21 protein-coding genes are annotated in these 25,594 nt (G+C 47.7%); 9 read left to right on the top strand and 12 right to left on the bottom strand.

Annotation, left to right across the window (positions count from 1 at the left end; translation table 11 throughout):
* Positions 1-165: 165 nt before the first annotated feature.
* A complete protein-coding gene (locus PHW04_03655; GenBank protein ID MDD2714975.1) occupies positions 166-1,716 on the top strand; it encodes a hypothetical protein in 1,551 nt (516 codons plus the stop codon).
* 159 nt (positions 1,717-1,875) lie between these two features.
* On the opposite strand, the gene PHW04_03660 is transcribed toward PHW04_03655, so the two are convergent.
* Complete coding sequence (locus PHW04_03660; GenBank protein MDD2714976.1) at positions 1,876-2,937, bottom strand: alanine racemase; 1,062 nt, start codon at positions 2,935-2,937, stop codon at positions 1,876-1,878.
* 284 nt (positions 2,938-3,221) lie between these two features.
* Between PHW04_03660 and PHW04_03665 the strand changes: the two genes are divergently transcribed.
* Positions 3,222-4,724 carry an ABC-F family ATP-binding cassette domain-containing protein gene (locus tag PHW04_03665; protein MDD2714977.1) on the top strand — a complete coding sequence of 501 codons (1,503 nt, stop codon included), beginning with the start codon at positions 3,222-3,224 and terminating at the stop codon, positions 4,722-4,724.
* On the opposite strand, the gene PHW04_03670 is transcribed toward PHW04_03665, so the two are convergent.
* Positions 4,712-5,200, bottom strand: a complete 489-nt coding sequence (locus PHW04_03670; protein ID MDD2714978.1) for a DUF2062 domain-containing protein — start codon at positions 5,198-5,200, stop codon at positions 4,712-4,714. The two genes, PHW04_03665 and PHW04_03670, sit on opposite strands and share 13 nt — an antisense overlap.
* Positions 5,201-5,377: 177 nt before the next feature.
* Between PHW04_03670 and PHW04_03675 the strand changes: the two genes are divergently transcribed.
* The 3 genes from PHW04_03675 to PHW04_03685 all read left to right on the top strand — a co-directional run bounded on the left by PHW04_03675 (position 5,378) and on the right by PHW04_03685 (position 9,498).
* Positions 5,378-7,198, top strand: a complete 1,821-nt coding sequence (locus PHW04_03675; GenBank protein ID MDD2714979.1) for a hypothetical protein — start codon at positions 5,378-5,380, stop codon at positions 7,196-7,198.
* A gap of 115 nt (positions 7,199-7,313) precedes the next feature.
* The gene (locus tag PHW04_03680) at positions 7,314-8,585 is read left to right on the top strand and encodes a C1 family peptidase (protein ID MDD2714980.1); all 1,272 of its coding nucleotides are present in this window, start codon (positions 7,314-7,316) and stop codon (positions 8,583-8,585) included.
* An 82-nt stretch (positions 8,586-8,667) separates the two neighbouring features.
* On the top strand, positions 8,668-9,498 hold the full coding sequence (locus tag PHW04_03685; protein MDD2714981.1) for a hypothetical protein: 831 nt from the start codon (positions 8,668-8,670) through the stop codon (positions 9,496-9,498).
* Here the strand turns inward: PHW04_03685 and PHW04_03690 are convergent.
* Genes PHW04_03690 through PHW04_03715 form a run of 6 tightly spaced genes read right to left on the bottom strand, consistent with a single transcriptional unit; the run spans position 9,495 to position 16,704 of the window.
* Positions 9,495-10,250, bottom strand: coding sequence for a 4Fe-4S binding protein (locus PHW04_03690; protein ID MDD2714982.1), 756 nt, complete (start codon positions 10,248-10,250; stop codon positions 9,495-9,497). The two genes, PHW04_03685 and PHW04_03690, sit on opposite strands and share 4 nt — an antisense overlap.
* A gap of 8 nt (positions 10,251-10,258) precedes the next feature.
* Positions 10,259-11,749, bottom strand: a complete 1,491-nt coding sequence (locus PHW04_03695) for an NADH-quinone oxidoreductase subunit C (GenBank protein ID MDD2714983.1) — start codon at positions 11,747-11,749, stop codon at positions 10,259-10,261.
* 14 nt (positions 11,750-11,763) lie between these two features.
* The gene (locus PHW04_03700) at positions 11,764-13,176 is read right to left on the bottom strand and encodes a proton-conducting transporter membrane subunit (protein ID MDD2714984.1); all 1,413 of its coding nucleotides are present in this window, start codon (positions 13,174-13,176) and stop codon (positions 11,764-11,766) included.
* 1 nt (position 13,177) lies between these two features.
* Positions 13,178-13,813 (bottom strand): hypothetical protein, encoded by a 636-nt coding sequence (locus PHW04_03705; protein MDD2714985.1) that lies wholly within the window; start codon positions 13,811-13,813, stop codon positions 13,178-13,180.
* The gene (locus tag PHW04_03710; protein ID MDD2714986.1) at positions 13,814-14,731 is read right to left on the bottom strand and encodes an NADH-quinone oxidoreductase subunit H; all 918 of its coding nucleotides are present in this window, start codon (positions 14,729-14,731) and stop codon (positions 13,814-13,816) included.
* Positions 14,728-16,704 carry a proton-conducting transporter membrane subunit gene (locus PHW04_03715; GenBank protein ID MDD2714987.1) on the bottom strand — a complete coding sequence of 659 codons (1,977 nt, stop codon included), beginning with the start codon at positions 16,702-16,704 and terminating at the stop codon, positions 14,728-14,730. The genes PHW04_03710 and PHW04_03715 overlap by 4 nt, the downstream gene beginning before the upstream one ends.
* Before the next feature lie 233 nt (positions 16,705-16,937).
* Here PHW04_03715 and blaOXA point away from each other — a divergent pair, with 233 nt between their 5' ends.
* Genes blaOXA through PHW04_03730 form a run of 3 tightly spaced genes read left to right on the top strand, consistent with a single transcriptional unit; the run spans position 16,938 to position 20,492 of the window.
* Entirely contained in the window at positions 16,938-18,338 is a 1,401-nt protein-coding gene (blaOXA, locus tag PHW04_03720; protein ID MDD2714988.1) for a class D beta-lactamase, read from the top strand.
* Positions 18,335-19,732, top strand: coding sequence for a site-specific DNA-methyltransferase (locus PHW04_03725; GenBank protein MDD2714989.1), 1,398 nt, complete (start codon positions 18,335-18,337; stop codon positions 19,730-19,732). Before blaOXA ends, PHW04_03725 begins: the two co-directional genes overlap by 4 nt.
* Positions 19,704-20,492: an ion transporter gene (locus PHW04_03730; GenBank protein ID MDD2714990.1), complete on the top strand. Its 789-nt coding sequence runs from the start codon at positions 19,704-19,706 to the stop codon at positions 20,490-20,492. The genes PHW04_03725 and PHW04_03730 overlap by 29 nt, the downstream gene beginning before the upstream one ends.
* Positions 20,493-20,495: 3 nt before the next feature.
* Here PHW04_03730 and PHW04_03735 read toward each other — a convergent pair whose 3' ends face one another.
* Positions 20,496-21,098 carry a hypothetical protein gene (locus PHW04_03735; protein MDD2714991.1) on the bottom strand — a complete coding sequence of 201 codons (603 nt, stop codon included), beginning with the start codon at positions 21,096-21,098 and terminating at the stop codon, positions 20,496-20,498.
* The gene (locus PHW04_03740) at positions 21,095-21,694 is read right to left on the bottom strand and encodes a lipid-binding SYLF domain-containing protein (protein ID MDD2714992.1); all 600 of its coding nucleotides are present in this window, start codon (positions 21,692-21,694) and stop codon (positions 21,095-21,097) included. Before PHW04_03740 ends, PHW04_03735 begins: the two co-directional genes overlap by 4 nt.
* 160 nt (positions 21,695-21,854) lie before the next feature.
* On the opposite strand from PHW04_03740, the gene PHW04_03745 reads away from it, so the two are divergent.
* On the top strand, positions 21,855-23,810 hold the full coding sequence (locus PHW04_03745; GenBank protein ID MDD2714993.1) for a serine/threonine-protein kinase: 1,956 nt from the start codon (positions 21,855-21,857) through the stop codon (positions 23,808-23,810).
* A gap of 21 nt (positions 23,811-23,831) precedes the next feature.
* Here the strand turns inward: PHW04_03745 and PHW04_03750 are convergent, their stop codons facing one another.
* Positions 23,832-25,052, bottom strand: coding sequence for a hypothetical protein (locus PHW04_03750; protein MDD2714994.1), 1,221 nt, complete (start codon positions 25,050-25,052; stop codon positions 23,832-23,834).
* Positions 25,042-25,254 carry a type II toxin-antitoxin system HicB family antitoxin gene (locus PHW04_03755; GenBank protein ID MDD2714995.1) on the bottom strand — a complete coding sequence of 71 codons (213 nt, stop codon included), beginning with the start codon at positions 25,252-25,254 and terminating at the stop codon, positions 25,042-25,044. The genes PHW04_03750 and PHW04_03755 overlap by 11 nt, the downstream gene beginning before the upstream one ends.
* Between the last annotated feature and the right edge of the window lie 340 nt (positions 25,255-25,594).

Genomic DNA, 25,594 nt, shown 5'->3' on the forward strand with positions numbered 1-25,594 from the left:
GATGTCGTAATTATTGAAAATATTGATTACTGCTGATCTAAAATTGATGATCAGTTCAAGTGTCAGCTACTTGTCTTACCCGAAAACCTTAGATTTCAGCCTGCCTTCTTGTTGGCACGGGAAGTGTTAATTCATTCTCAACAATAAAATTCAATGGAGGTCAGGATGAAAGGAAAAGGGGAGAAAGAAAAGTTGAGTTTTTTCAAGGATTTTATTCATTGTGTTTGGCACTATGACCATTGCCTGCTGCTTTACTTGCTGGAAACTGAGACAGGTAAAGTCGAACGGAAAAGAACGCAGCACTTTCTGGATCAGAATCCACCGGACGAATTCTCCCTGCCTTTCACATTGCTTCACAGAATTCTGGACTTTATCTGTGAAGAACATGGCAAAGGGCTGGTCCATGGCAAGCTGTCCTGGTCGGATATCTTTCTGACAGATGATAAGAAAATTGTGCATCAGGTTTTTCGAGCATCTGAAGAAGACAGGGCTGGGTTAATGGAAAAAGATGTATTCTTTGTTTCAAAGTACATGGACAGCTTTACTCTCCAGGGAAAACACTTTGAATATCCGGCCGACAAGAAAAAACTTCTGTCTATTCTCAAAGCCAGGCTGGTTGCAGGTGCGGCTGTAGCCAATGTCTTTGCCAGGGCCTGCATCGCCATGTCCTGCGGGGATTACAGGGAAGCTCTCAGGATCATGGGAAAACCGGGTGTGACTGAGTTTTTTCCAGCGCATTTGAATCTGGCCAGGGCTGCCTGCTGGCATCAACTGGGAAAAGATGATGAAGCAACCATTGAGCTTGGCCGTGAGATATCTAGCAATAATTTCACTTCAGACCTGGACAGGCTTTTTATCAAGCTTTCTGGCAGCAATTGGGATGAGCTGGTGGCAGCCCACTTGCGAATTCAAGAGCCGGTTTTTATTCATCAGTTTCTTTTTTCTGCTGATGACAGGATGTCCATTGCTTCTGTCCTGCTGAAGTACGCTGAACTAGAGCCTGCTGATTATCTGGAGATCATAGGGTCTGAGAAAAAAATGGAACTGCTGAATCTACATCTCGGGGTGGTTCTTGAAAAAGATGTTCCCGTCAGAGCTATGCAATATTTTTATGATGTGCTGGAATCCTCTGGAACTGACAAACAGGTCAATTGCTGCAAAACCTGCTCGGGTAAGCATCTCTTTGACCTGCTTCTTTCGCTTGGATGGTATGAGAGAGCTCTTGAATTTATGAATACCTATCCTGCATACACTGTTAACCCTTGCGTCCAGGTTTTTGAAACTAATCTCTGGAAGGGAAAGGAAGGCATGGTTGAAGTCATGGAAAAACTCACCCAGTCTGTGCTTGACGATTCCGATAAATCAATCCTGCTATGCATGATAGGACAGTTCAAGCACAACAGAGAAGACATTGACGGGGCGATTGAATGTTTCATGGAAAGCCTGAATGAAAATCCGCATAGCATCGATGCCGCAAAAGAGCTTATCAAATGCGGCTACCCTGGGTCCTGTGATCGGATTTTTGATTTCCTATACCAACGCCATCTGGAAAATCCGGACAATCTGAATCTTCTGCTGTTCACGATCATGTTTCTGGATAACGAATCCGGATATTTCGAGAAGACACCGGACATAACGCCTGAAGCTTTGCTTGCAAAAGCGCTGGTGCTGAAATCCGGAGGTAGGGAGAAAGCGCTGGAGACATTGCAACAATGACGCAGGAGCAGCTTAACTTTGTCCAGGTTAGCGAGTTAACATTGAAGTTTGAAGTGTTCTAAACCCCGCTACGCACCAATACACAGTAGCGTCTTAGTGCTGCGGGGGTTAAGAAACAGTAAAAACTCACAAATCTGCGATTTGCAGTTTTAACTGTTTCTAAATAATGAGATACTCCTGCATCAGATCAGCAGTCAGGCAGGAATGGACTGGCAGGATCGCCACCAGATCTCCGATTTTCAGGGTTTTGAGGATTTCCGTGGTTGTCCTGATCACTCCATGCTCCTGAGACAGTGCTGAGACTCTGGTGTCTTTGTAACTCTTGCCCCAGCCGTTTTCAAGCAACGGGCAGACCAGTCCGAAATTCTGTGAACCGTCGGATTCTTTCAGAAATTCCTTTGACAGATGCACAGCCCCGCCATAGACGACGAATTCGTTCCGCTCAGGGTGAATCGCTATTACCGGGGCTGCCAGAGCTACGGCGATCTGTTCTTCAGTACAGCTGCCAAGCCTCAACTGCATTGTGTCGTAAAAAACGTAATTTCCAGGCCTGACTTCGTCGACTGCCTTGAAATCCGGGATCAGGCTGCAGGAAGGAGTGTCACCTGTTGAAAGCTCGAGAGATGGATACTGGCTGAGATAACCTTTTTTCAGAAAATTCAGTTTTGCGACAGTTTCGTCATAAAGGTTGATGATTTCCTCCCTGGACCCGGCTTTGTAAGCATGTCCTGAATGGGTCAGAAATCCTTTGAATTTGAGATTCCGCTGATCAATCTCTGAAAGGAGTGAATCCATGGTATCGATATCTTCCCAGGAAACTCCTGTCCTGTGATAGCCGCAGTCCACTTTGATCCAGATCTCGATTTTTTTGCCTGGCTCTATCCATTTTATCGTTTCCAGAGATTCCACGAGCACGCCCAGCTTTATCTTTTCCGACAGCTGGTAGATCTCGTCGAGTTCTCGGATATTCAGAGGAATGGCGATGGTAATGTCGTTGAAGTCCCATTCTGTAAAATGCACTGCCATTGCTACAGAAGACACTGTGATCTGGCTGCATCCTTGCTCACGGATCCAGTCGCCTACGAGAGCCGACTGGTGTGTCTTGAAATGAGGCCTGAGACGCACTTGGCTTTTTTTGGCCTTGTCTGCCATAGCCCGGATATTTATCAGGCAGCGTTCCTTATCAAGAAGAAGAGTTGGCTTTTTAATATTCTGGAGCATTTATTCATCAGTATATAGAGCAGCCGGCAGAATGTCCAAATCTGGCGCTCCACGAATTTGGGAATTCAATAAAAAAATAAATCAGTGAAAAAAATGGACAATTAGGACAAACTACCGTAATATTATATTATCAAATTTAAGGATCACACTGCGATGAAGACTTTCAACTTCATTTCATAATCTCCAGGCTCATAGAGTTCTCATTTATTATTTTCTGATCAAACGGACTTTATGTCCATGGTTTGATTAATTCGGCTTTGTTCCCAAAGCACAGAGGAGGATTTATGTTATTGCAGAGTTCTAAAATCTCATACAGATACGACGAAAAATGGCTTTTCCAGGACCTGAATTTTACGATTCATGAAAATTCCAGAGTCGGCATCATTGGAAAAAACGGGTCAGGAAAGTCCACGCTTTTCAGATTGATTCTGAGAGAACTGGATCCTGAATCAGGCGAGATATCCAGAAAGAAAGGATTAAGAATCGGGTATCTTCCTCAAGAGCTGGAAAGCGCTGGGGGAGAAACTATTCTGGATTATCTCCGGGCTTTTCCTGACTATGATCCCCTGTTTCCGGAGAAGATCACCATTGCTGCTTCCAGATTCGGCTTCACTGACCTTGAAAAGAGGCTGGATTCATTCAGTGGAGGTGAGAAGACCAGAGTCGCACTCTGCAGGCTGCTGCTGACTGATCCGGACCTGCTGCTGCTGGATGAACCCACCAATCACCTGGATCTGAAAAATCTGGAATGGCTGGAAAACTATCTGCTGCACTGCAGAATTCCATATCTCGTAATCAGCCATGACCGGAGATTCCTGGATTTATGTTCTGAAGAGATCTGGGAAATTGATGGAAGAGTGCAGATGCGTTCCGGAAATTATACCATTTTCACAACTGAAAAAAAGCTGGAAACTGAACAGAAAATGGAACTTCACATTCAGCAGCAGAAAAAGATCAGGCAGCTCAAGTCCGACCTTCTGGAAAAGAAGAAATGGGCGGAGAGTTTCCAGCGGGAAACAAGCCGCAATGGCTCTCATTCGTATCGCAGCATCACCAATGACGCCCGGAGAGCCATGAAACGGGCGGTGAACATTCAGAGTCGGATCAGCCGGATCATTGAAAAGGAGGAAGCCCGGAAACCGGTGCTGGACAAAGAACGGAAGATCAGATTCGACGGTGCGGTTCTGGAAAACGCGATTGTACTCCGGGTTGACAATCTGGGAAAGAAGTATGGAGAAAATCAGGTGTTGAACGATTTTTCCCTGGAGGTGGAAAATGGGATGAGGCTTGGCTTAGTGGGCAGGAATGGCTGCGGGAAATCTACACTGCTGAGGATACTGGCCGGTCATGACGCTCAACATGAAGGCTCGGTAATCTGGGTTCCGTGTGCCAGGATCGGGTATTATGCCCAGGACATTTCAATACTTGATCCGCAAAACAATATTCTGGATGAAGTTTCAGGACATGATGCTCGTAGGGAGGAATTCAGCCGTACGATTCTGGGCTGCCTCAATCTCAGGAGAGACAAAGTGCTGCAGAAAATCAGCACGCTCAGCAGGGGTGAGATGATGAAAACGATGCTGGCCAGGATCATCTGCTCCGGAGCAAATGTCCTTTTGCTGGACGAGCCCACCAATCATCTGGAACTGATGGCCAGGGAAGAGCTGGAAGATGCTCTTACCATGTTTCGGGGGACCTTGATCTTTGCTACGCATGACCGTTGTTTCCTGGAAAAGATTTCTACAAAAATAATTGATCTTGAAAAAAGGTGGGATCAAGTCAATTGATTAAAGGAATCATTTTTTTTCTTAAGCCTGGCAGCCCTTTTTTCTCGATAAACATCCACACCCTTTTTTACCAGGAAGTAAGATAAGATGGAAACAGGAATGCCTATGATTGAACTGCCTGCCATGAATTTTATGGAGAAATGATAGAGATGATTCAGGATATGCAGGTCGAAATTTGATTCAGGCAGTGTGCTTAAAAGTATTGTTCCCAGGGAAATGCTGAGTGAATATACCGGAACGAGCAGGAGCGGGTTCCAGAAGGCAATGGAAATCAGGACAGACACTTTGTTGAGGTAGGGGATAAGAAAAGCTACAGCCAGGCCCAGCAGCAGGTGAAGACCTGGAGGAGACACGATGCTGACCAGTGTTCCGACTGCAAAACCAAGCGCAATCCCATGTGAGGTCGCCTTGGCTGATGCCAGCCTGATGACCTGGAGCTTGAGCCAGTGGAACGCTCCTTTTTTTCCCTGTTTCATGGTTTAAATTTAGCAGGTCCCCCAGATGTTTTCAATTTCTATCGGTGGTTTTTACAAGTTGGATAGGGCTGATCTTGCTGATGACTTCTTAATCAAAGGCAGGCAGTCTGACTTTTTTATTATATTCTGGAAATTCAGGATACTGATGTTATAAAATATCAGGTAAAGAAGGTACAGATGAAAAAAGTGATTCTGAAAGCTAGAATGAAGCGACTGTTTTCACTGGACGGACTAGCCCTGGCCCCTTTGTGGCTGCAGCTTCTGGTTATACTCCTGATCAGCGCGGTGCTGGTTTTTTCGCTGGCCCCCCTGATCGGATCTTCAGGACAGAGTTTCCAGCTGTTCGTCGATCCGTCATATTACTCTGATCTCGGGGGAACCAGGCTTAATTATTTCTTCGGTTTCATCATGCTCATCATCGGGCTCACTGTATACGGCTTCATCATCTCAGTACTTTCGACAGCTCTGGAAAACTTCATCGGCAATCTGAAATCAGGTTCCAGTCCATACAGAAATTCAGGCCAGCTGCTGATCATCAACAGAAACAGTAAAATCAGGCACATTCTGGAAGAGGTGAATCAGAAATATTCGGACCTGGATAAAACCGCTGACGTGGTGATTCTGCTCGGTGACAGCGAGAAAGTAATGCAGTTCTGCTCTGAAATGGATTTTACCATTTTCCCGTATCTGAGTGTTTACGTGAAACACGGGGATCTGTATCGCTTCGAGTGCTATGAGCATGTATCAGCGCTTTCAGCGCTGGGATTGATCATTCTGAAGGATCAGGACCAGGCTGATGAACTCAGTTCAGACATCAACAACATCAGGATCTTTTCTGTTCTCACTAACAATCCTGAGTTCAGCGCTGAGGTGAATCGCAGGTTTTCTGAACGCAAACCATTCAAGTGTTCGATCGAAATCACGGATACTCTGAAGGTGCAGGAGATAGTAAGAGCTCAAGCATTGCCTAACGGAGAACCAATTTTTATCACAGTTAATCCGATGGAAGTAATATCCAGGGTGATGAGCCAATCTATTGTGGATATTTCCTATTACAAAATTTATCATGAGCTGCTCTCTTACTATGGCAGGGAGATCTACTTCCTTGATCCCAACCGTTATAGGCATCTAGGTTTGGACAATGAAATGACTTTCGAAGACCTGAACGTTAAATTCTGCCGGGGCGTGCTGCTTGGATTTACGAAATCCTCGGCCAAAGGGTTTGAACTCGTGCTTGCGCCTTGCGGCCGCAAACTGGAAGCTGGAGACTGGCTGATCATGGCCGCAGAAAATGAAAACAGCGTGGAATTCGATAACAGAATTAAATATGATCCCATCGGAATAAAAAAAATCGAGGGACCTTCAGAAATAGTACAAAGAAAGATCTGCATGATCGGAAATCATCACAGGTTCTGGAATCTGGACAGCTTTCTGGACGAGCGGTCAAAGGAACAATTCCATTCCTCCAACATTGTACTGGATGTGCAGGACCAGTATTTTGACCGTGATCTGATCATGAAACTGAAAGAGGAAAACTACGACCATGTAATCATCAACCTGGAGGACAAGGCCTCGTTTCTGCTGACTCTATACATTCTTACCCTTTTCGGATCAGACGATCCTTTCCTGTACAGGATCAGCACTATCCTTGAAGACCCGGCTAATGAGGAAATACTCAATCAGAACAGCAAATACAGGAATACGATCCTCTCCCAGAAACTTGCTGGAAAATACCTGACCCAGGTGACTTTCCAGAAGAATATAGACCCTCTCTTCAGGCATCTGACATCTCCTGAAGGATACGAATTCAACTGCCTGAATCTCGGGACCGAGATTCCCAGATCACTGGTTACAGACAAGCTGCGGCTCAAGCAACTGCTCCTCTATAATAAGCTGGTTTACGTGGGGACTGTAAGCGAGGACAAAACCGTGCATGTCGACGGCAACGAATACGTGGATGCAGCCCAGATCATAGTACTGTCCCATGGGAAAATGTGATCCTGGTGTAAATTTACATTAAATGACTTAAGTCCGAATGTCCTTGAAAAAGGTCCTGACCTGACTATAATTATAGTATAGTATTCAGATAAGTGGTAAGCAGGGGGTATGAGTAATGAGGGCAGTATTTCTTCTGATCCTGATTTCCATCTTTTTTTCTCCCGCAAATCTATCGGCAGGCGTCAATTCTCCATATCGGATGTTTGACAGCCGCAAAGTTCTCCAGGAAGTGGAGGCAGTCGCCAGAGCTGAAGGCGGATTGTACACTGTTTCCATAGATGCGGTGCCGGATTGTGCGAGTCTTGACAAAGTGACAGGTGCAATCATCCCGGAAAATATGGGCGAGATAGTCAAAGCCAGTCTCAAGCGATTCCCGGCCAGAAAAGACCGTCTGCCTGACAAATGGGACTGGCGCGAGCAGAATGGAGTGTCTGCAGTCAAGCATCAGAAAAGTTGCGGAAGCTGCTGGGCTTTCGGGGCAACTGCGGCCATGGAATCAGCGATCATGATCAAGGATAAAAAAGAAATCGACCTTGCTGAACAGGATCTTCTGGATTGCAATCCATGGGGATACAGTTGCAATGGCGGCGGGCTGGATGTAATCAAATACTTCAAAAACTACGGTGGCTCGCTGGAAAAAGAGTATCCATACCAGGCTTATGACTGCTCCTGCAAATCCGGCACTAACAGACCATATAAAGCTTCAAGCTGTGGATATGTGGATGACTACGTCGACCAGATCAAGCAGGCGATCTATACTTACGGAGCTGTGTCCACCTGTATTGCAGCTGACAGCAGCTTTTCGCATTACTCAGGCGGAATCTTCAATCATGACAATCAATATTCAACTAATCACATCGTAGCTCTGATAGGCTGGGACGACAGCAAAGGCAGCGGATGCTGGATTTTGAAGAATTCCTGGGGAAGAAACTGGGGAGAATCAGGTTTCATGTATATCGAATACGGAAAATGCAATGTAGGCTGCTACAATGCTTATGTGGATTATAAAGGCGGAGTGGATCCAGGTCCAAGTCCGAATCCATCGCCAGATCCTAATCCGGATCCTGCCCCTGATCCAGACCCTTCACCCTGGATTCCAATCCCGATTCCGACTCCCGACCCTGCACCTGACCCTAATCCAGCTCCAACACCAGCTCCAAATCCAACGCCAGCTCCAGCACCGGCTCCTAATCCCACCCCTGCACCTGACCCGACGCCGGCTCCAACACCGGCTCCTAATCCCACTCCTGCACCTGACCCGACACCAGCTCCAAATCCGACTCCGGCGCCGGCACCGACTCCGGCACCAACCCCGGACCCCAGCTATACGACTGAAGAAATAATCACAATCATTGATCAACAGGTCAATGATCTGATCGGGAATTGAATTGATCAGTAACCATTGTCAATACAGGCATAAGGGCGGATTTGAAATCCGCCCTTACGTTTTTATCTGTAAAGGAGATTTCATGAAAAAAATGTTTTTTTCCCTGGCGATTTTATTTTTTGCAGGTTGTGTGTCTGCTGCTGAAGACGAAATTTCTGAAGCCAAGGCTCTGAGGGAAGACATTCAGATCCTGAATCTATTAAATGGGCTTGACCTCAAGCCTGAACAGATGCAGTTCATCCTGGGAAAAGCCAGGGAAGTGGGTAAAATCCGCAACGACTCGTTTCAGAAAATATCAGAGCGCAAATCCGAAATCGTCCAGAACTTATCTGCGATCCGTGATCAGGTCGGACAGGGCCGCACCATCCTCGAAGACCCTGACAAGCAGAGATTCGAACGGAACAGGAAACTGGTCGAGGATACCGCTAAAGAAGCCGAGACCAGGCTGGACGGGATCGCGGACGAGGTTGAAGCAAAGCTATTGGATTTCCAGAAATGCGCCCTGGAGGCCTATAAACCCTGCATAGTTCCACGTGTCAGCCAGAATCGCATCGGCCAGGCAGAGCCTGGTCAGGGTGTCGCCAAAGGCCTGGAAAGGATTCAGGCCATGCCTGCGGCAAAATATGAGAAAATGAAAGACAGAATCATGAACCAGGTGCTGGAAAAAGTGCGCGACAAGCTTCCACCTGCGCTCGAATACGATGAAAAAGACTATCTTTCAAAGATCGAGTCTGTGTTCAATGAAGTGAGAAGTATGGATGCACCGCACTTCAGGCTGGAAAAAGACGCGATCTCAGAAAAGCTCGCCAATCAGATGCTTCCTTTGAGAAAAAAAGGGACCAGTGAAAAGATCAAAAAACTGCTGCTGTCGGAACGGATCATACCGATCCTGGAAGAAAAGCTGAAGCATTAAATCTTCAGATAATCCAGCAATGCATTGATGAATGTCAGGGGATGGATCGGGCAGCCGGGGATGAACAGATCAACCTTGACCTGTTCAAAAAAGGATCTGTCCAGGGCAGGCGAACCTGCGAAAACTCCGCCGCTGATCGCGCAGGCACCGGTTGCAATCACGATCTTCGGGTCTGGTATCGAACGGTATGTGTCGAGCAGGGCAGGAGCCATGTTCTTCGAGACAGGCCCTGTGATCACGATCCCGTCGGCATGTCTCGGAGATGCCACGAACTCGATCCCGAATCTTCCCAGGTCGAAATTCACGTTCCCGCAGGCGTTCAGCTCCATTTCGCAGGAATTGCAGCCTGCAGCGGACACCTGCCTCAACTTCAGGGATTTCCCGAAGATTTTCCTCACTGATTCGTCAGGGACTATGGAGTTTTTCAGATAGTCATCGGCAGTGATCTGACCGACTTTCAGGAATTCACGGCTGTTGGTGCCGGTTTTATGGAAGCTGGAAAAAGAGATGGCTTTTTCCGGACATTCCCGGGCACAGTCCCCGCAGAAGATACAGCGGCCCAGGTCGATCATCAGCGGAGCAAAGGAGACGGCTCCAGTCGGGCAGGTTTTCAGGCACTGGCTGCAATTTTCCGGGCATTTTCCATTCACCAGCTCGGGCAGACCCCTGAAGGGAGCTGCGAGTTTTGCGGCTTTGAGGTCAGCAATTGCCAAGTTCCCGAACTTGAGTCTTAATCTAGCGCATCCCAGCATGGTTTCTCCTATAGATCATTACCGCAATAAGACAGGTTGAAACTTTTGTTGCAGAGCGGAAAATCCGATATTTCCTGGTTCCTGACGGCGAGCGCCAGGCCATACCAGTTACAGAAGGATGGGTCTTTCACTTTATACTTTACTATCCTGCCGGCATCATCAGTGATTGCAGCATGCAGCACCTCCCCACGCCAGCCCTCAGTGAGTGAAACAGCGAGAGAATCAGGGTTTATCTGTCCGGGACTGCTGACCAATCCGCCCTCCTGCCAGTCAGGAAGTATCATGATCAGGTATTGAAGGGATGCCCTGGCTTCTTCAAATCTCTGATAGGCTCTGGCAAAGACATCTCCGCTTGCCTGGGTGAATGTGTCTATCGGTTTCACTGAATAGTAAGCATAGGGATGATCGGTGCGGATGTCCCTGGCGAGTCCTGAAGCTCGACCGGCCAGTCCGGTCAGACCTATGGAGTCGGCAGTGGGTTTATCCACTATGCCGGTTTTTTCGAATCTGGAAAGCACTGTAACCGAGGAAAACAGATCCCTGCTGATCAGGTTGAATCCGGCCAGTGTATCTGCAAGAGTTTTCCCGATTTTATCGATCGATTCCTTCGGCAGGTCAAAGCTGACACCACCGGGACACACTAAGCCTTTTCCGAATCTGTTGCCGCAGATGGCCTGGAGGGTGTTGATCAGTGGTGTCCTGAAGTTACCGTAGAATGAGCTGGCCGGAAGGTAGGCCACATCGTTCGCGAGCGCTGAAAGGTCCCCGAGATGACAGGCTGCCCTTTCGAGTTCCTGTGCGACGGTTCTGATGAATCTGGCTCTGGGAGGAGTTTCACAGCCGGTCAGAGCTTCGATCAGTGAGCAGTAGGCAGTGACATGGGCGATGGTGGAATCACCGGCGATCGATTCAGCCAGGTGATGACGGAAATTTGGTTTAAGTTCAGGGCGGTCGAGCAGCAGTGTTTCCACTCCCCTGTGCTGGTAGCCGAGCTGGATTTCCAGATGGAAGACCCGTTCGCCGTTGCACATGAATCTGAAATGCCCTGGTTCGATGATCCCTGCATGTACCGGACCTACTCCGACTTCATGGATTTCCTCGCCTGACATGGAGAAAAAAGGATAGTCTTCCATTTTTCCGCAAGTTGAGTTGTACGAGTAACGCACTGGTTTCAGCCAGGGGTGTCCCTCCGGATACAAGCCGAATTCTTCAAAAAGTTCCCGTTCAAAGGCATGGAATGATGGGATTTTCGGAGTGATCGATGGATAGCGGGATTTTTCGGCAAGCACTGAGGAGGAGATTGCCAGTTTGGGGGCATCATCAGCGGAAAGGATCGCGTAAATGTTGACTCCGTTTTTGACCTTATGCCCGAAAAAAGCGCAGACCCTGAATCCACTGCTGCAGAGGTCAATGATTTCCGACCTGAATTCATTGAATGATGGAAACGGGATGTCCGCAAGCTTGATCGAAGAATTGTTACTTGCAATCAGCCAGTCCATTTTACTCCTCTGACTTAAATAAAATTACCTGCTCTCTCCAGCAGGGCGAAGAGCCCGCCGGGAAGCAGCGAAGTAAGCAGCAGCAGAAGAAGCAGCACGATCTGCGGCAGCAGCGAAAAAATATGGATTCTGGCCGGGGGAATCATCCCTTTACCGAATCCCATGCCCAGGAAAGCATTGCCCATTCCATACATCACAATGGTTAAAAGCAGAAAAAGAATCATCGCCAGCAGCCAATGACCGCCGATAAACAGGGCTTTCAGAATCAGAAATTCAGAGAAAAAGAGAGGGAAGGGCGGAAAAGCTGCGATACTCAGAAAACCAAGGAACCAGATCCAGCCTGAGATAGGGTCTGATTCCAGAATTCCATGTACTTCGTCGATCTGTTTCGTGTGAAAACGGTCATAGATATTCCCTGATGTAAGGAAAAGCACTGTCTTGGAAAGAGAGTGCCCTACCAGGTGGATGATTGCAGCCAGGGCAGCGGCCTTGCCGATTCCCACCGCCAGCGCGATGATGCCGATATGCTCTACAGACGAATATGCCAGCATTCGCTTGAAACTGCAGGTTTTCAGAGTATAGATAGCGCAGATGGTTACTGACAGGAAACCCATCGTGATCAGGAGAATTCTGGGATAATGATCGAGTCTGGCCTGCTCCATAATTCTGAACACCCTGAAGATACCCAGCATGGCTGCATTGAGCAGGGTCCCGGAAAGCATGGCTGAAATCGGGGAAGGTGCCTCGGAATGTGCGTCAGGCAGCCAGGAGTGGAGAGGCGACAATCCGGCCTTGGTGCCGAATCCTACCAGGATGAAAACGAAAGACATCAGGAGCCAGAACGGGTTGATTTTGTCCGCGGATGCTACCAGGTCCTGGAAGAAAAGCGAATTAATCTGCTGGGCTCCAAGAAAAAGCAGGGTCAATCCTACAAAGGCGAAAGAAATGCCGATTGAGCAGATGAACAGGTATTTCCAGGCGGCTTCCAGTGATGCCTTGCTCTTCTCATCGAACAGGAACGGAGCTGTGACCAGAGTCGTAGCTTCGATCAGCACCCAGAAAAGTCCCAGATGTGTGGCAAGCAGCATTCCGGTCATGCAGAGGACGAACAAAAGCAGTAACGAAGTGTAATAGGTGTCCCATTCCCTGGAGTAATTATGGGCTTTTAAGAAATAGATGTGGTAGAAGGCTACGCTGGAAAATACCAGGGCCTGGATTGCCAGAAAGACAATGTTCAGAGGGTCCACTGCAAAATAATTCGTATACCGCTCCGGGACTGCTATCAGGCAGGCTGTAGAAATGAGGTAGGTAATAGCGTAGCCCAGCAGGCCGATTCTGTTGAGAATTTTTTTCCGAAACAGCAGAAGCACTGGTATTAGCACCAGGGGGGTAAACAGCAGCAGCTGGATCATGTTCAATCTGATCATGTCAGTCCTTAAGGTTTGTCAGGATGTCTACGTCCAGTTCTTCAAACGAGGTATGGATTCTGGTTACCATGATTCCGAGCAGGAACACACCCACGAAAATGTCCAGGAGCATTCCCAGATTAACCAGCAGCGGCATCTCCTCAGCCACAGCGAGTGACAGCAGGAAAGTGCCGTTTTCCAGGATCATGAAACCCATGATGTGGGTGATGATCTTCTTGCGGTTGAGGATGATCAATAATCCTGAAATTATCGCTGAAATTGAAATGCTGAAGTAGACGGCCTGGATGTTCGAAGGGGATCTGGTGGTCCAGAAAGCTACGAAGAATCCGAAGGAAAAAATCAGGGTGGTCAGCACCACAGAGTAAAAACTCGGGATGTTGGGTTCGATTTCCCGGTAAATGTTGTTCTTGCGAACAATGTGCATGAGAAACCAGGGTATCAGGAAAGTTTTCAATCCCAGAGTTTCAATTATCAGGAGTGTGGAGGCGAGGAGTGGAATCTTGTTGATTTCCATGGAGATCAGTAGAAAGAGCAGAAGCCCCTGGAATGAGAGAGCCTTGATGTAACCTTCGATCCGGCTGGTGGAAGAAATGTAGAAGATGGTGATTCCAAAGAGTATGATCAGGGCATTTGCCATTTATTTCCTCCCAGCGAACAGTATCAGGATCATGGCGAAGAGCAGGATACAGGCGAGCGAATTCATGAAGTAAATATACTGGGGGATATGGCTCATCCTGAGCCTGGCCATGGAAATTTCGCAGATGGCAATTGCAAGTGCCAGTACGATTAAAATTGCCGTGAAAGCTACGAAGGCTATCAGGATCGAGGAATATACCGGCAGGATCAGAGCTGCGATCAGACTGCTGATAAAAACCATTTCCATAGCGTGGGCGAGAGTGTAGTAAGCCAGGTCCGGACCGGAGTTATCAAGGATCATGACTTCATGGATCATCGTCAGTTCAAGATGGGTGTTGGGATCATCCACAGGTACTCTGGAGCCTTCTGTCAGCAGCATGATGAAAAAAGCCGCGGAGCAGAGTCCGATGCTTAAGATCTGTACCTGAGGCGCAGAACGCAGCACATCAAAAATCCGGGAAAACGATGTGCAGCCGCTGGTTGTGGCAAGTGTTGCCAGTATCATTAGAAAAGCCGGTTCGACGAATGCCGAAAAAGTGATGCGACGGCTGGCTCCCATTCCTTCAAAGCTGGAACCGACGTCCATTGCTGAGAGGATGGATGCGAATTTAGCCAGAGCCAGAAGATAGGCAAAGACGATGAAGTCACCTTCGAAGCTCAGGAGCGACTTCTTATTGACCAGTGGCAGCAGCAGGCCTGCCAGTATCACTGCTCCCAGATTGAGCGCTGGAGCAATGCCGAAGATCTGGGAAGATGTCGTGCTGATGACAGTTCCTTTCTTCAGAAGACGGATAAAATCATGATACGGTTGCAGGAGCCTGGGACCGATTCGTCCGGCCCACCAAGCTTTTTCACAGTTTATTATACCGATAAAAAGCAGGGGGAAAACAAAGATGATCAGTAGATTCAGAAGAGTCATGGCATCATCCCTACAGCCCCCAGCAAAGCCAGCAGCAGGAAGATAAGGCCGTATTTTATATATTGTTGTGTACTGCCGCTCTGGATCCAGCTCAGATTCTTCTGAAGCCAGAAATATAATCTGTGCAGGGGATTCATGAAAAAGTTCCGGAACAGATCATGACTGTGTGATGAAAAAGAAGCTTTGAGCGGGAATAAACCTTTGGGTGGCGATAAATCTGTTTCACCGTTAAGCATAGGCTTCATCAGAACCAGGAAACGGCTTACGAATGAAGAAGCAGTATATTGAAGCCGGATGCTTCCTTTCTGATAACCGCAGTCCCAGGTTTTAAATGAGGACTCATGTCCCGTAAGCAGCCGTCTGCGCAGAGAGAACAAAACAAGTGTCACTGTCACCAGTGCCACTGAAATCAGAGAGATCTGGTTCAGGACAGCAAGCGATGGGATCGCTTTGGCCGAGATTCCTGTGAACTGTTGCGCAGCGCTGTTGACAATCCCGAGCGCAAGCTGCGGCAGGAAGCCGATCAGGATGCAGAGGGCCGAGAGGGCGGCCATCGGAAGAAGCATCAACCGGTCGGCTTCGGTTCGCACTTCCGATGCTGCAGGACTTCTCGGCAGTCCCAGGAAGACAATGCTGAAAGCTTTGGAGAAGCACATCATCGCCATTACTCCCACAAAGGACAGAAAGGAAATGGCTGCCACTGAAATTAAGATCAGCACCGGGAGTCTGATCAGGGAAGCCTTGAGAAGGGCAAAATAAATCAGAAATTCGCTGACAAATCCATTGAAAGGCGGCAGCCCTGAGATGGCCATTGAGCCAACGAGAAAGAAGGCCGCTGTAAACGGCATGGACTTGATCAACCCGCCCAACAGCTCAATGTCACGCAGATGTGTTGCTCTATAGACCGCTCCTGCCCCGAAAAAGAGCAGGGCTTTGAAAAGCGAGTGATTGAGTACATGCAGGAAGGCTCCCGCGAAGCCCAGAAAAGCCACGGTACTGTTGCCGGTGGAGATGCCCAGCATGCCTATTCCCATGCCCATTCCAATGATTCCGATGTTTTCCACGCTGTGATAGGCAAGCAACCGTTTCAGATCATGCTGAGCGAGTGCGAACAATACTCCAACCACTGCTGAAAAGGTGGAGACTGCCAGCACCAGAAAGCCCAGCCAGAAAGGAATTGTATCCATGAATGTCAGAATTCTGGCGATTCCGTAAATTCCGGTTTTAATCATCACTCCTGACATCAGTCCTGAGACATGGCTGGGTGCGGCAGGGTGAGCCCGAGGCAGCCAGATGTGGAACGGGATAAAGCCTGCTTTCAGGCTGAAACCGCAAAAGAAGAGGATGAAGATCAGGCCAGGGTGCTGGAAAGTGGAGATGGCAAAACGGAATGTGTCGAAACTGTAGCTGCCTGAGCGGTTGGCCAGCAGGACGAATCCGATGGAGAGGATGATCAGGCTCAGATGAGTGAAAATCAGATACTCGATTCCAGCAGCGAATACTTCCCGATTATCATTTTCATAAGTGATCAGAAAATACGAAGCCATTGACATCAATTCCCAGGCAAATAAAAATGCCAGGCCATTTCTCAGAGTGACAACCAGAAGCATCGAACAAGTCAAGAGAGGCAGGAAGAAAAACTGAAGCGCTGTCTGTTTTCCCTTATCCTGATCGGATTTCAGATAACCGCAGGCATAAATTGTTGTGATCATACTTAAGATTGAAATGGTAAGAACGAAAAATGCAGACAAAGGATCGATTGTCAGATCGACTGTTCCTGTTAAAAGATGTGAAAATCCGAGAGTAGGGTAAAGTCTACTGCCTGACAAAACCGGAAGTACACTCACGAATAAGCAAAAGGTTGCCAGGGCAGTGAAAGCTGAAACAATCTGTCCTTTCCGATTTTCAGGGAAGAACAGGGAAGTGATGCTGCCTGTAATCAGTAAGAATATTCCGACTAGAAAGTAAATCATATGAGCACTTTCAAAACTAGCATTTTAGGGGATTTTATGACAGCAGGATAGGCTTGTCAAGGGGCGGGTGATGACCACAGTTACCACTAATTGGACTTTTTCATCATACTGCTATGGGTACTGCTGATTCATGGCTCTATTTAATAGTCTGAACAAATCTGATAGAATTTTATACCAATCCAGGTTAATTTCTGTGAATGACATGTCTGTCGGAAAATATTACGGAGGTTTGGATGAAAGTGGTTGGATTTGTCGGGAGCCCCGCAATGGCTGGAAAATTGATCGTAATCATGGCGTTGGTCGCAACCGTGGTTTTGGCCGGGGAAGTAGTGGACTGTTCCAGGGATTTCAACCAGAAACCAGGGACTTTCCAGTGTGAGAGAGTTTCGCTGCATCCGGATTTTCTTCCCTTTATCGGCAAGTGGGAAGGCGAATTCATGTCCTATGACAATGACAAAAAGAAATTCCGGCCAGTGCATAATGTAGTGGATTATTCGGATGAGGATTGTTACAGAGATCCTAAAACAGGCGATATCTTCCTGATCGGCCGCGAGATCAATACTTTTCTGCCGTTCATGGGAAAACCTGCGATGATTCAGTCGTCGAATCTCGTTTATGGCCTGAGGGAAGGCCTGGAGGATAAACCGTATCTGTTGACTGTCGACCACGAACACGGCATCTGCGAATACAAACTCGTGTCAGAAGACAATACTGCCGAAATCGCAGTCTGGAAAACCACTATCCCGGCGAGCAGCGGGAATCTGGAGATGGAATTCACGGTCACTGACGCCCGCGATCATTCCTATACCAAGGCTACCAGACGCAATGTGAAAGTAGAACTAAGGGTCGGCAGCAGTGAACGCCCTCTCTGGGAAGGTGTGGTCACAAAAGGATTTCATACCCGCGCAGAGGAGCAGCTCGGGAAGTATTTCAAGGGTTACGATGGCTGTTTCGTGCTTTATGACATGAAATCCGGACAATACACTTTTTATAATTATCACAGATGCGAAACCAGATTTTCTCCCTGCTCCACATTTAAAGTGTTTAACAGCCTGGCAGGACTGGATGCCGGGATTCTCAATGATGAAAACACTCTCTTCAAATGGGATGGAACAAAGCAGCCTTATGGGAGCTGGGAGAAAGAGCAGACCCTGCAGAGCGCGTTCCGCGATTCAGTGGTCTGGTATTTCCAGGAGAACTCCCGCAGGGTCGGCCCGCTGAAGATGCAGAAATACCTCAATGGTGTCGGATATGGAAACTGCGATATTTCAGGAGGGATAGATACTTTCTGGCTGAACAGCACTCTCAAGGTTTCAGCCATCGAGCAGGTGATTTTTCTCAAGAGATTGTACCGCGATAAACTGCCGTTCGAACAGCGGAGCATGGAAACTGTCAGAAAAATCATGGTTCAGGAACAGGAGAAGAATCTGGAATTCTCCGGAAAGACAGGATCTGCTTTTGTGAACGACAAGTGGACTCTGGGCTGGTTTGTGGGGCATCTGAAACTTAAAACCAGTGATTACCTGTTCGCAGCGAATATTTCCGCTCCTGACGATGCCAGGGGCACAAAGGCGCGTGAAATAACCTGCGACATCTTAAAAGAACTTTTTGGAGTGAAACTGACTGACAAGTGAGCAAGGAATCCGGAAAATATACAAGCTGGAACAGGCGGGCGCTGATCAAGCGAATCGAAATTCTCGAGAGGGAATGCAGTCTGTCTGAAACCGGGACGGAAAGTGAGGATTTTTCCGGGTTGCCTGAGTTATCCGAAGCCTGCGATCTTTCAATTGTGACCACCCCCGGGCAGCCGGAAAACTTGCTGATCGAAGGCGAGAACCTTGAGGCCCTGCACCTGCTGAATCGGGATTTTCGCGGCAAAATCGACCTGATTTACATCGATCCTCCTTACAATACCGGACGCACTGATTTCCGCTATCTGGACAATTTCCGATCCGGCGATGGAGACAGGCACGGGCGCTGGATTTCATTCATGCGGAAAAGGCTGATTCCGGCAAGGGATCTTCTAGCCGACGAAGGTGCCATCTTCATTTCCATCAATGAAGATGAGTTCGCCCATCTGAAGCTTTTGTGCGACGAGATTTTCGGAGAGCGGAATTATCTTACCACTGTCTCAGTCAAGGTCAGGCATGAGAAGAGATTCCTCAAGAGCGACAAGGCTTTCCACGAAGTTGTGGAATACCTGCTGCTTTACAGGAAGCGCGGGTTCAAACCATGGAAGAGACGGGAATCCGCCAGAATGGATGATTACAGGTACAAGATCAGGGAACTGAAGGACAATCCGCAGCTTGTCCGATTCGGGGGAAAAAAAACGGCAGTATTCGGCCCAGGGGAATTTGAACTGGTTAAAGGAGACCCTGGAGCAGGCATGCTCAAGAAGATCAATATCCGCGGCACGCTCAAGGAAGGAAATTCCAGCGGCCGCTTTTACATGAAATACCTTGCCGGAAAGCCTGGCGGGTATCTTTACAGGGTGGAAGGAATCGGAGACGATGGAATGGGATGCAGGTACTTTCTCACCCCTACAGACCGGAAAAACGGGAACTATCTTCAGGGTGTACCTCAAAGCGGCGAGTCTGTAAAAGAATTCCCCTGCCCCAATTTTTTCGACTTTGTTTCCGAATTCAACAGAGTCGGCCAGGAAGGTGGAGTGGAATTCCGTAATGGGAAAAAACCAGTGGAGTTTCTGAAAAAAATCCTGGAAATCGGTAATTGTACAGGCAAGAAGGATGCAATCGTGCTGGACTTTTTTGCAGGTTCAGGGAGCACCGGTCAGGCCGTACTGGAACTCAACCTGAGCGATCCGGGAAACAGGAGATTCATACTCTGCACGAACAATGAAGAGGACATCTGCAGCCAGGTCTGCTATCCCAGGCTCAGGAACGTGATGCTGGGCTACAGAGACCGCTGCAGACGGCTGCATCCCGGACTGGGAGGAAATCTCAGATATTTCAGGATACAGCCTGCAGGAAGGGGGGGAAGTGAACAGGGAAAAAATCGTTTATTCTGAGATGCCGGTCCCTGGACCCTGGCAGATAGTGATCCTGTTACTTTCCATTTATGTGCTGCTTGCGATTCTTGTGGAAACAGCCTGCACCCTTTCCCCGGAGACTGTAGATCTGCTCTGGGATATAGACACCCTGATCTGTTTTGTCTTTATTGGTGATTTCTTCTGGCATCTGTTCAGGGCAAGGGACAAAATGGAATACCTGAAGTGGGGCTGGATTGACCTTATTTCCAGCATTCCCAATATCCATTACCTGCGGGTAGGCCGGATTGCCAGGGTTATCCGGGTCCTGCGAATCCTGAGAGCCGTACGTTCCACGCATGTCATTTTTCATTACTATTTCACCAACCGCAAGCGGTCGATCTTTGCTTCCATAACTGTGATCTGGTTTGCGCTCCTCATTTCCTCTTCGATTACTATTCTCAACATCGAGACTACGCCTGAAGCGAATGTGAAAAATGCGGGAGATGCGCTCTGGTGGGCTTTCAACACCATCGTCGCCGGCGGAGGTTACGGGAACTATTTCCCTCTGACTGCAAGCGGCAAGATCCTGGCCGGATTCCTGATGATCGCAGGCATGGTGATTTTCGGGATTTTCACAGCCTTGCTGGCATCCAAGTTTGTGGAAGCTGAGTATAAGGATTTTCAGGAAGAGTATATAGAAAGCGAAGCCCGCGAAGATGTCACAGAGAGGATGATTCTGGAAGAACTGAAACGGCTCAGGGAAGAGGTCGCTGAACTTAAGAAGGCGAAGAAGGACTGAGGTCTAAGGGCTGAGTTCAGATGTAGTTTCTGAAGTTCCGGAACTTATCTCAGCAGTTTCTTCTGCATGTATCTCTTTCTCGAACTTCATTCTGGTGAATACCGCTCCGGCAAGTGAAAGATCGTAAATCAAACCCTTGCGGCCGATCACGAATCCAATCACAGGGTCTTCAAGTTTCCGGATGTCCAGGAATCCCTGCTTCCCAGTCTTCGGCATTCCAAGCGCTGCTTCTTCCGTGATTTTCCAGGTGGGCCTGGAGCGGAATTTCGCAAGGGAACTGTCCTGCATGAAGAGCAGGATGATGCTTTTCCGCTGGGCTGCCAATTGGTTGCTCAAAAGGTCAAGCAGATAATAATCCTCGGTTTTTCCGTTGATCCGCAGCACTCCTTCGCCATGCTCATTCCCTGACATCAGCCCGATCCTGTATACACGGGGCAGCACCAGCACTGCCTTGGCTTTTTTTACCAGCTCGTCCCCATTGGTGACATGATGGTGGAAATCCGCAAGCATGAGGTCAGCGCGTTCGTTGGTTTCAGTAGCGGATTCAGCCTGCGCCGGTATTGACTGGAAGCAGAAGAGCATCATGAAAATTAAAAGGGAGATCATGGCTTTTTCTCAGGGAATTCCATTTTAGTGAATCTGGTGCCTTCAAGCGACAGGCTGTACATCAGGCCTCTGCGGCCGATCACATAAGCCAGGATCTGAGGACTGACCTTGTCGGTGTTGACTGGTCCGCCGTCCCCTGTGCCTGCCACTGTGATCGAAGCATCCAGTCCTGCCCTCCATTTGTTCCCTGACCTGATCTTTTTGAAAATGTCTTCCTGCATGAAAAGCAGGATCACGGTTTTTTTCTCAGCTCCCAGCTGGAATCCAAAAGAGGCTGTGGACATGCTGTAATAGTCAATGGTCTTGCCGTCGACCCGCATCGCACCCTCGCCATATTCCAGGCCGAAAGCCACTCCCACTTTGTAGACCCTGGGGAAGACGAGCACAGCCTTAGCCTGCTTGACGAGCCGCCTGCCCCCGCTGACTTTGTCGTAGAAGTGCAGCAGCGAATTGTCCACCCTGGTCTCGATCTCGCTGGTCACGATTTCCCTGTTCCTGATCTCCCCGGTGGATTCAGCATAGAGAGTGCCTTTCAGACAGAGAAGGAACAGGCAGAGGCAGAGTTTGAAGCAAGAAGATGATAATAATTCGGCCATGAAATCACCTTTCTTTCAATTTTACTGCATGATTTGAATTAATCTAATTTATGCTGGCCTGTTTAATAATATTTGTCAACAGGCTGGATTTTTTGTAAAATCATAAACATGGCGATCGATATTCTAAACAATCCTACTTTTTGCTCAGATATTCGGCTCAATGGTTAAGCTGGAAAAAGACATTATGCTGTCCGGCTGCCGGGTCATCGATAAAATCGGTGAAGGCGGAATGGGCATGGTTTATAAAGCCAATGATGATAATCTGGACCGGCCGGTAGCCATCAAGATCATGAACTCAGTGGCTGAGAGTGATGAAAGCAGAACCCGTTTCATCCGGGAAGCCAAATCACTGGCCCAATGCAGACATCCCGGCATAATTCAGATATACGCCTATGGCGAGCACAATGGTTATCCCTATTTTGTGATGGAGTATGTGGCAGGGGCTTCCCTGGATTCGTTTCTCAGTAAATCCAGAATGATTGCCAGCGGAAAATACCAGCTGGAAGAGCTGCTGGAAAACGGATATCTCAGGCCTGTTGACCCTAATCAGCCCTATTTTCTGCGCGACCCCAATACCAACCCGCTGCTTGACCAGTCCTATCTCAAAGAAGTCAACCGTTTGATTATCAGCCTTGCCGAAGCTTTGGCAGAGGTTCATAAACTGGGAATCATCCACCGCGACATCAAACCTTCCAATATCCTGATCGACGGAGGAGGCCAGGCCAAGCTGGTGGATTTCGGCTTAGCCAAAAAAGAGCTGGACACAGCCCTGACTCAAGTGGATCAGATGGTAGGCACACTCAATTACATGGCGCCTGAACAGTTCATGGGTAAAAGGAGTAAAGTTTCCTGTCTCACTGACCTTTATGGCCTGGGATTGATTTATTACGAACTTCTTACACTGCATAAAGTTGTGGAGGAAGAAGATTTCGCTGCAGTTGTAAAACAGGTGACCATGGAGCCGCCGCTTGACCCGCGGAAATATAATCCTAATCTTTCCCCAGCGTTGTGCAAAATAGTCCTGAAATGCCTGGCCAAAGAACCTGCGGATCGTTATGCCGGAGCTCACGAGCTGGCTGAAGCGATCCGTGCCCAGGACAGCAAGCCGTTTTTAGGCGGTGTTTTGGAAATGATCAATAATTTTTCCAGCGAAAAAGATCCTGATTCCAGGAATTCCAACGCTTCCGCGCAGCAGAAAAGCGAAATTCAGGCTGACCCTCAGCTTGCACCGCCGCCTGACGAAACATCCAAAATCTGCCCATTCTGCCGGAAAAAATATCCTGCTAATCAGACCCGCTGTGCCGGCGATGGTTCGATCCTGGTGGAACCGCTGAAAATGCAGCCCAGCTGCCCCAAATGCGGGAATTTTTACCAGCCTGGAATCCAATATTGTCCTGCAGACGGGATTCCGCTGATTCCGGAAGCCTTGCGCGGCAAAGGGGCCTGCCTTTTTCAGGAAAACTCAAAGGTTGATCCGTTAAAATTCACTGATTATGATTTCTCCCTTAAAGCAGCCCTGAAAAAGGCTGCCCGGATTTTTCTTTCCACACTTCCTGTCGGTTTAATTTTTATCTGGCTGCTTGCAATCTTGATCCTGCAGATTCAGTATCAGAACACCTCACTTGGCATGCATATTTTATTGAATTCCGGTAACCAGACCTGGCTTTTTCGGGTCCCCTTTATTTTATTACTGGCTGGAGGATATCTTATCTGCTGCTTTAGGAAATTAAGAGGAGAAAATCCTGAAGTTAAGGATATTCTGAGGATCAGGCATTATCTTTTTCCATTCTGCTTGAATTGCATTTCAATTATTTTTTATTTTGTTTTAGGTCTTGTGATTGTGGTGTTACCCGGATTGTATTTTTTGATTGTTTATCAGCTTTCTCCACTTTTAGTCCTGGAGAAAGGGATGAAATCCAAAGACGCAGCCAGAGCCTCGCGGGAAATAATCAGTCACAGCTTCTGGAAATTCACTTTTTTGTCTTTTCTTATTCTGTTAATCCATCTGCCGATGTTGAAATCTGATTTTTTCCTGCTGCTCAGCCTGCCGTATTCGCTTTGTCTCCTGGCCGCGGTTTATGAGCAGGTGATCGGGCTTTCGCACAGGAAGTATTAATTTCAATCCAATATTTTCAATTCAGTTACCGGCTCTTGGTAAATTCCTGAAATCGATTTCTTTTGCTCCAGGCAGTTCACGCAGCAGTTCTGAAACAACTTTATCAGTGAGTGCTTCAATCGTGGCAGATGGATTCATACTTTCACTGATCGCTGTCCGCACTGCATACATCACTTCCTCAGTTTTCGGAGAAGCGGAAAGCAGGCCGCAGGTGCGGTCTGTCAGGTATCTGCAAAGTCTCAGCCTTACAAGTGGGTCGTCAGGAAGATTTCTCTCCCAGATCGCATTGACTGTCGAATCATACTTGTATCTCAGGCGCCAGCTCTCATCCTCCAGTTTGTCATATTTTCCGGTAGTCTGATTATCCCATTCGATGTCGATTTTATGCAGACGTTTATCGCTTTGCAGGAAATGACATTTGATTCCGCGCCTGTAGCATGGATAACCCCAGACTTCCTCCATTTCTTCACCCAGGCGGTCAGGCCAGATCTGATCAGGTTTGCCTATCAGGGACATGACTTCAGAGGTAGTCATTCCGAGTTTCAATTTTCTGGAATCGCGGTATAATTCCAGTTTTCTGACTGTACCGCCTTTATGCTGGAAACAGGAGGCCAGAAAATTCATGGATGCTTCGTAAGAACATCCGTACAAAAAATACAACCAGGCTAAGGCCAGAATACTCAAAGCAAGATACAATGCTCCGATTGAGGAGACAATCAGTTCCAAAACCTGGGCTTTGTACTTAGGAACACTGACTGCGTCGATTCCGCAGTTTTTAATCTCATTGATTTTATCCAGGGCTTTTTTCTGCGGATTCAGAAACAATCTGCCGGCAACAGGATTGGCAAGCAGCAGAAGCGACAGAATTCCATACCAGCCTAAACCGACAGCAGTCCTGGACATGAAATGATTGGTGCCCAGATCAGTCAGATCAGGCAGTTTTACGAAGTTCGCAGTGAAACAAAGAACAAGCAGCGAGTAAAGCCCGATGAAAATTGCCAGATACCGTCCTGCCCACTGGAATCTGACCAGCAATGTACCCTGAAAGGCCATCAAAGCAAAAAAAGCGGCATAGCCTAAGATAAGATCAGGATGTTTTCCCAGGATAAAAACAATGCTTGGGATCGGGATCAGGAAATGGAGGATTCCGAAGCAGCGGATCAGAAAAGCCAGCGGCCCTTCTGAAAAAAACCATTCTGAAATCGACTGGTTGAATTTTATTTCCTGGGTCTCAGTTTCCACCAGCAATTTCCACGATTGTCTTGGATGTAGCGGAAGGCATAGACGGCACAGGTTCGCTGTCAATCATCATCTTATAGGCATCAACTATGTTCTCTTTGAGTTCTTCGATGGTTTCACCCTGGCTGAAAACGCCGGGAACTTCAGTCAGCCTGCCCACAAACCAGCCATCATCCTTCCAATATTCCATTGTAAAATTCCTCATATTTTCATAATAACCTGCTGGTCAGGAAAAATCAAGCTCCCGCCTCAGGGTTGAACTCCACTTCAGTGCGTCCCTAAAATGTATTCAATCGGAGTAATCATAATCATACTACCGTGGAAAATTACAAATACATTGAATAAATTCAGTAAAACAAGAAGTATGGCCACTCCGGTTTTATGAGAGTAATTGGCTTTTATGAAAAAATGAAAAACGGTAAACAAGGTTATCAGCAAGCTGAGATACTCAGTGAACTGTAAGCTGTAAAAAGTATTGAATCCGGAACAATGAACTTTGGATTTCAATAGATAATTACGCACATTAGGTAAAATAAAAAACGAAT

It is taken from the genome of Candidatus Wallbacteria bacterium, assembly GCA_028687545.1.
Lineage (GTDB): Bacteria > Muiribacteriota > JAQTZZ01 > JAQTZZ01 > JAQTZZ01 > JAQTZZ01.

Coding starts and splice junctions, on each gene's coding strand:
- PHW04_03740 (MDD2714992.1), bottom strand. CDS start 21,694: ATGGCCGAATTATTATCATCTTCTTGCTTCAAACTCTGCCTCTGCCTG.
- PHW04_03665 (MDD2714977.1), top strand. CDS start 3,222: ATGTTATTGCAGAGTTCTAAAATCTCATACAGATACGACGAAAAATGG.
- PHW04_03735 (MDD2714991.1), bottom strand. CDS start 21,098: ATGATCTCCCTTTTAATTTTCATGATGCTCTTCTGCTTCCAGTCAATA.
- PHW04_03670 (MDD2714978.1), bottom strand. CDS start 5,200: ATGAAACAGGGAAAAAAAGGAGCGTTCCACTGGCTCAAGCTCCAGGTC.
- PHW04_03710 (MDD2714986.1), bottom strand. CDS start 14,731: ATGACTCTTCTGAATCTACTGATCATCTTTGTTTTCCCCCTGCTTTTT.
- PHW04_03705 (MDD2714985.1), bottom strand. CDS start 13,813: ATGGCAAATGCCCTGATCATACTCTTTGGAATCACCATCTTCTACATT.
- PHW04_03695 (MDD2714983.1), bottom strand. CDS start 11,749: ATGGACTGGCTGATTGCAAGTAACAATTCTTCGATCAAGCTTGCGGAC.
- blaOXA (MDD2714988.1), top strand. CDS start 16,938: ATGAAAGTGGTTGGATTTGTCGGGAGCCCCGCAATGGCTGGAAAATTG.
- PHW04_03690 (MDD2714982.1), bottom strand. CDS start 10,250: ATGCTGGGATGCGCTAGATTAAGACTCAAGTTCGGGAACTTGGCAATT.
- PHW04_03745 (MDD2714993.1), top strand. CDS start 21,855: ATGGTTAAGCTGGAAAAAGACATTATGCTGTCCGGCTGCCGGGTCATC.
- PHW04_03685 (MDD2714981.1), top strand. CDS start 8,668: ATGAAAAAAATGTTTTTTTCCCTGGCGATTTTATTTTTTGCAGGTTGT.
- PHW04_03675 (MDD2714979.1), top strand. CDS start 5,378: ATGAAAAAAGTGATTCTGAAAGCTAGAATGAAGCGACTGTTTTCACTG.
- PHW04_03660 (MDD2714976.1), bottom strand. CDS start 2,937: ATGCTCCAGAATATTAAAAAGCCAACTCTTCTTCTTGATAAGGAACGC.
- PHW04_03755 (MDD2714995.1), bottom strand. CDS start 25,254: ATGAGGAATTTTACAATGGAATATTGGAAGGATGATGGCTGGTTTGTG.
- PHW04_03700 (MDD2714984.1), bottom strand. CDS start 13,176: ATGATCAGATTGAACATGATCCAGCTGCTGCTGTTTACCCCCCTGGTG.
- PHW04_03680 (MDD2714980.1), top strand. CDS start 7,314: ATGAGGGCAGTATTTCTTCTGATCCTGATTTCCATCTTTTTTTCTCCC.
- PHW04_03715 (MDD2714987.1), bottom strand. CDS start 16,704: ATGATTTACTTTCTAGTCGGAATATTCTTACTGATTACAGGCAGCATC.
- PHW04_03655 (MDD2714975.1), top strand. CDS start 166: ATGAAAGGAAAAGGGGAGAAAGAAAAGTTGAGTTTTTTCAAGGATTTT.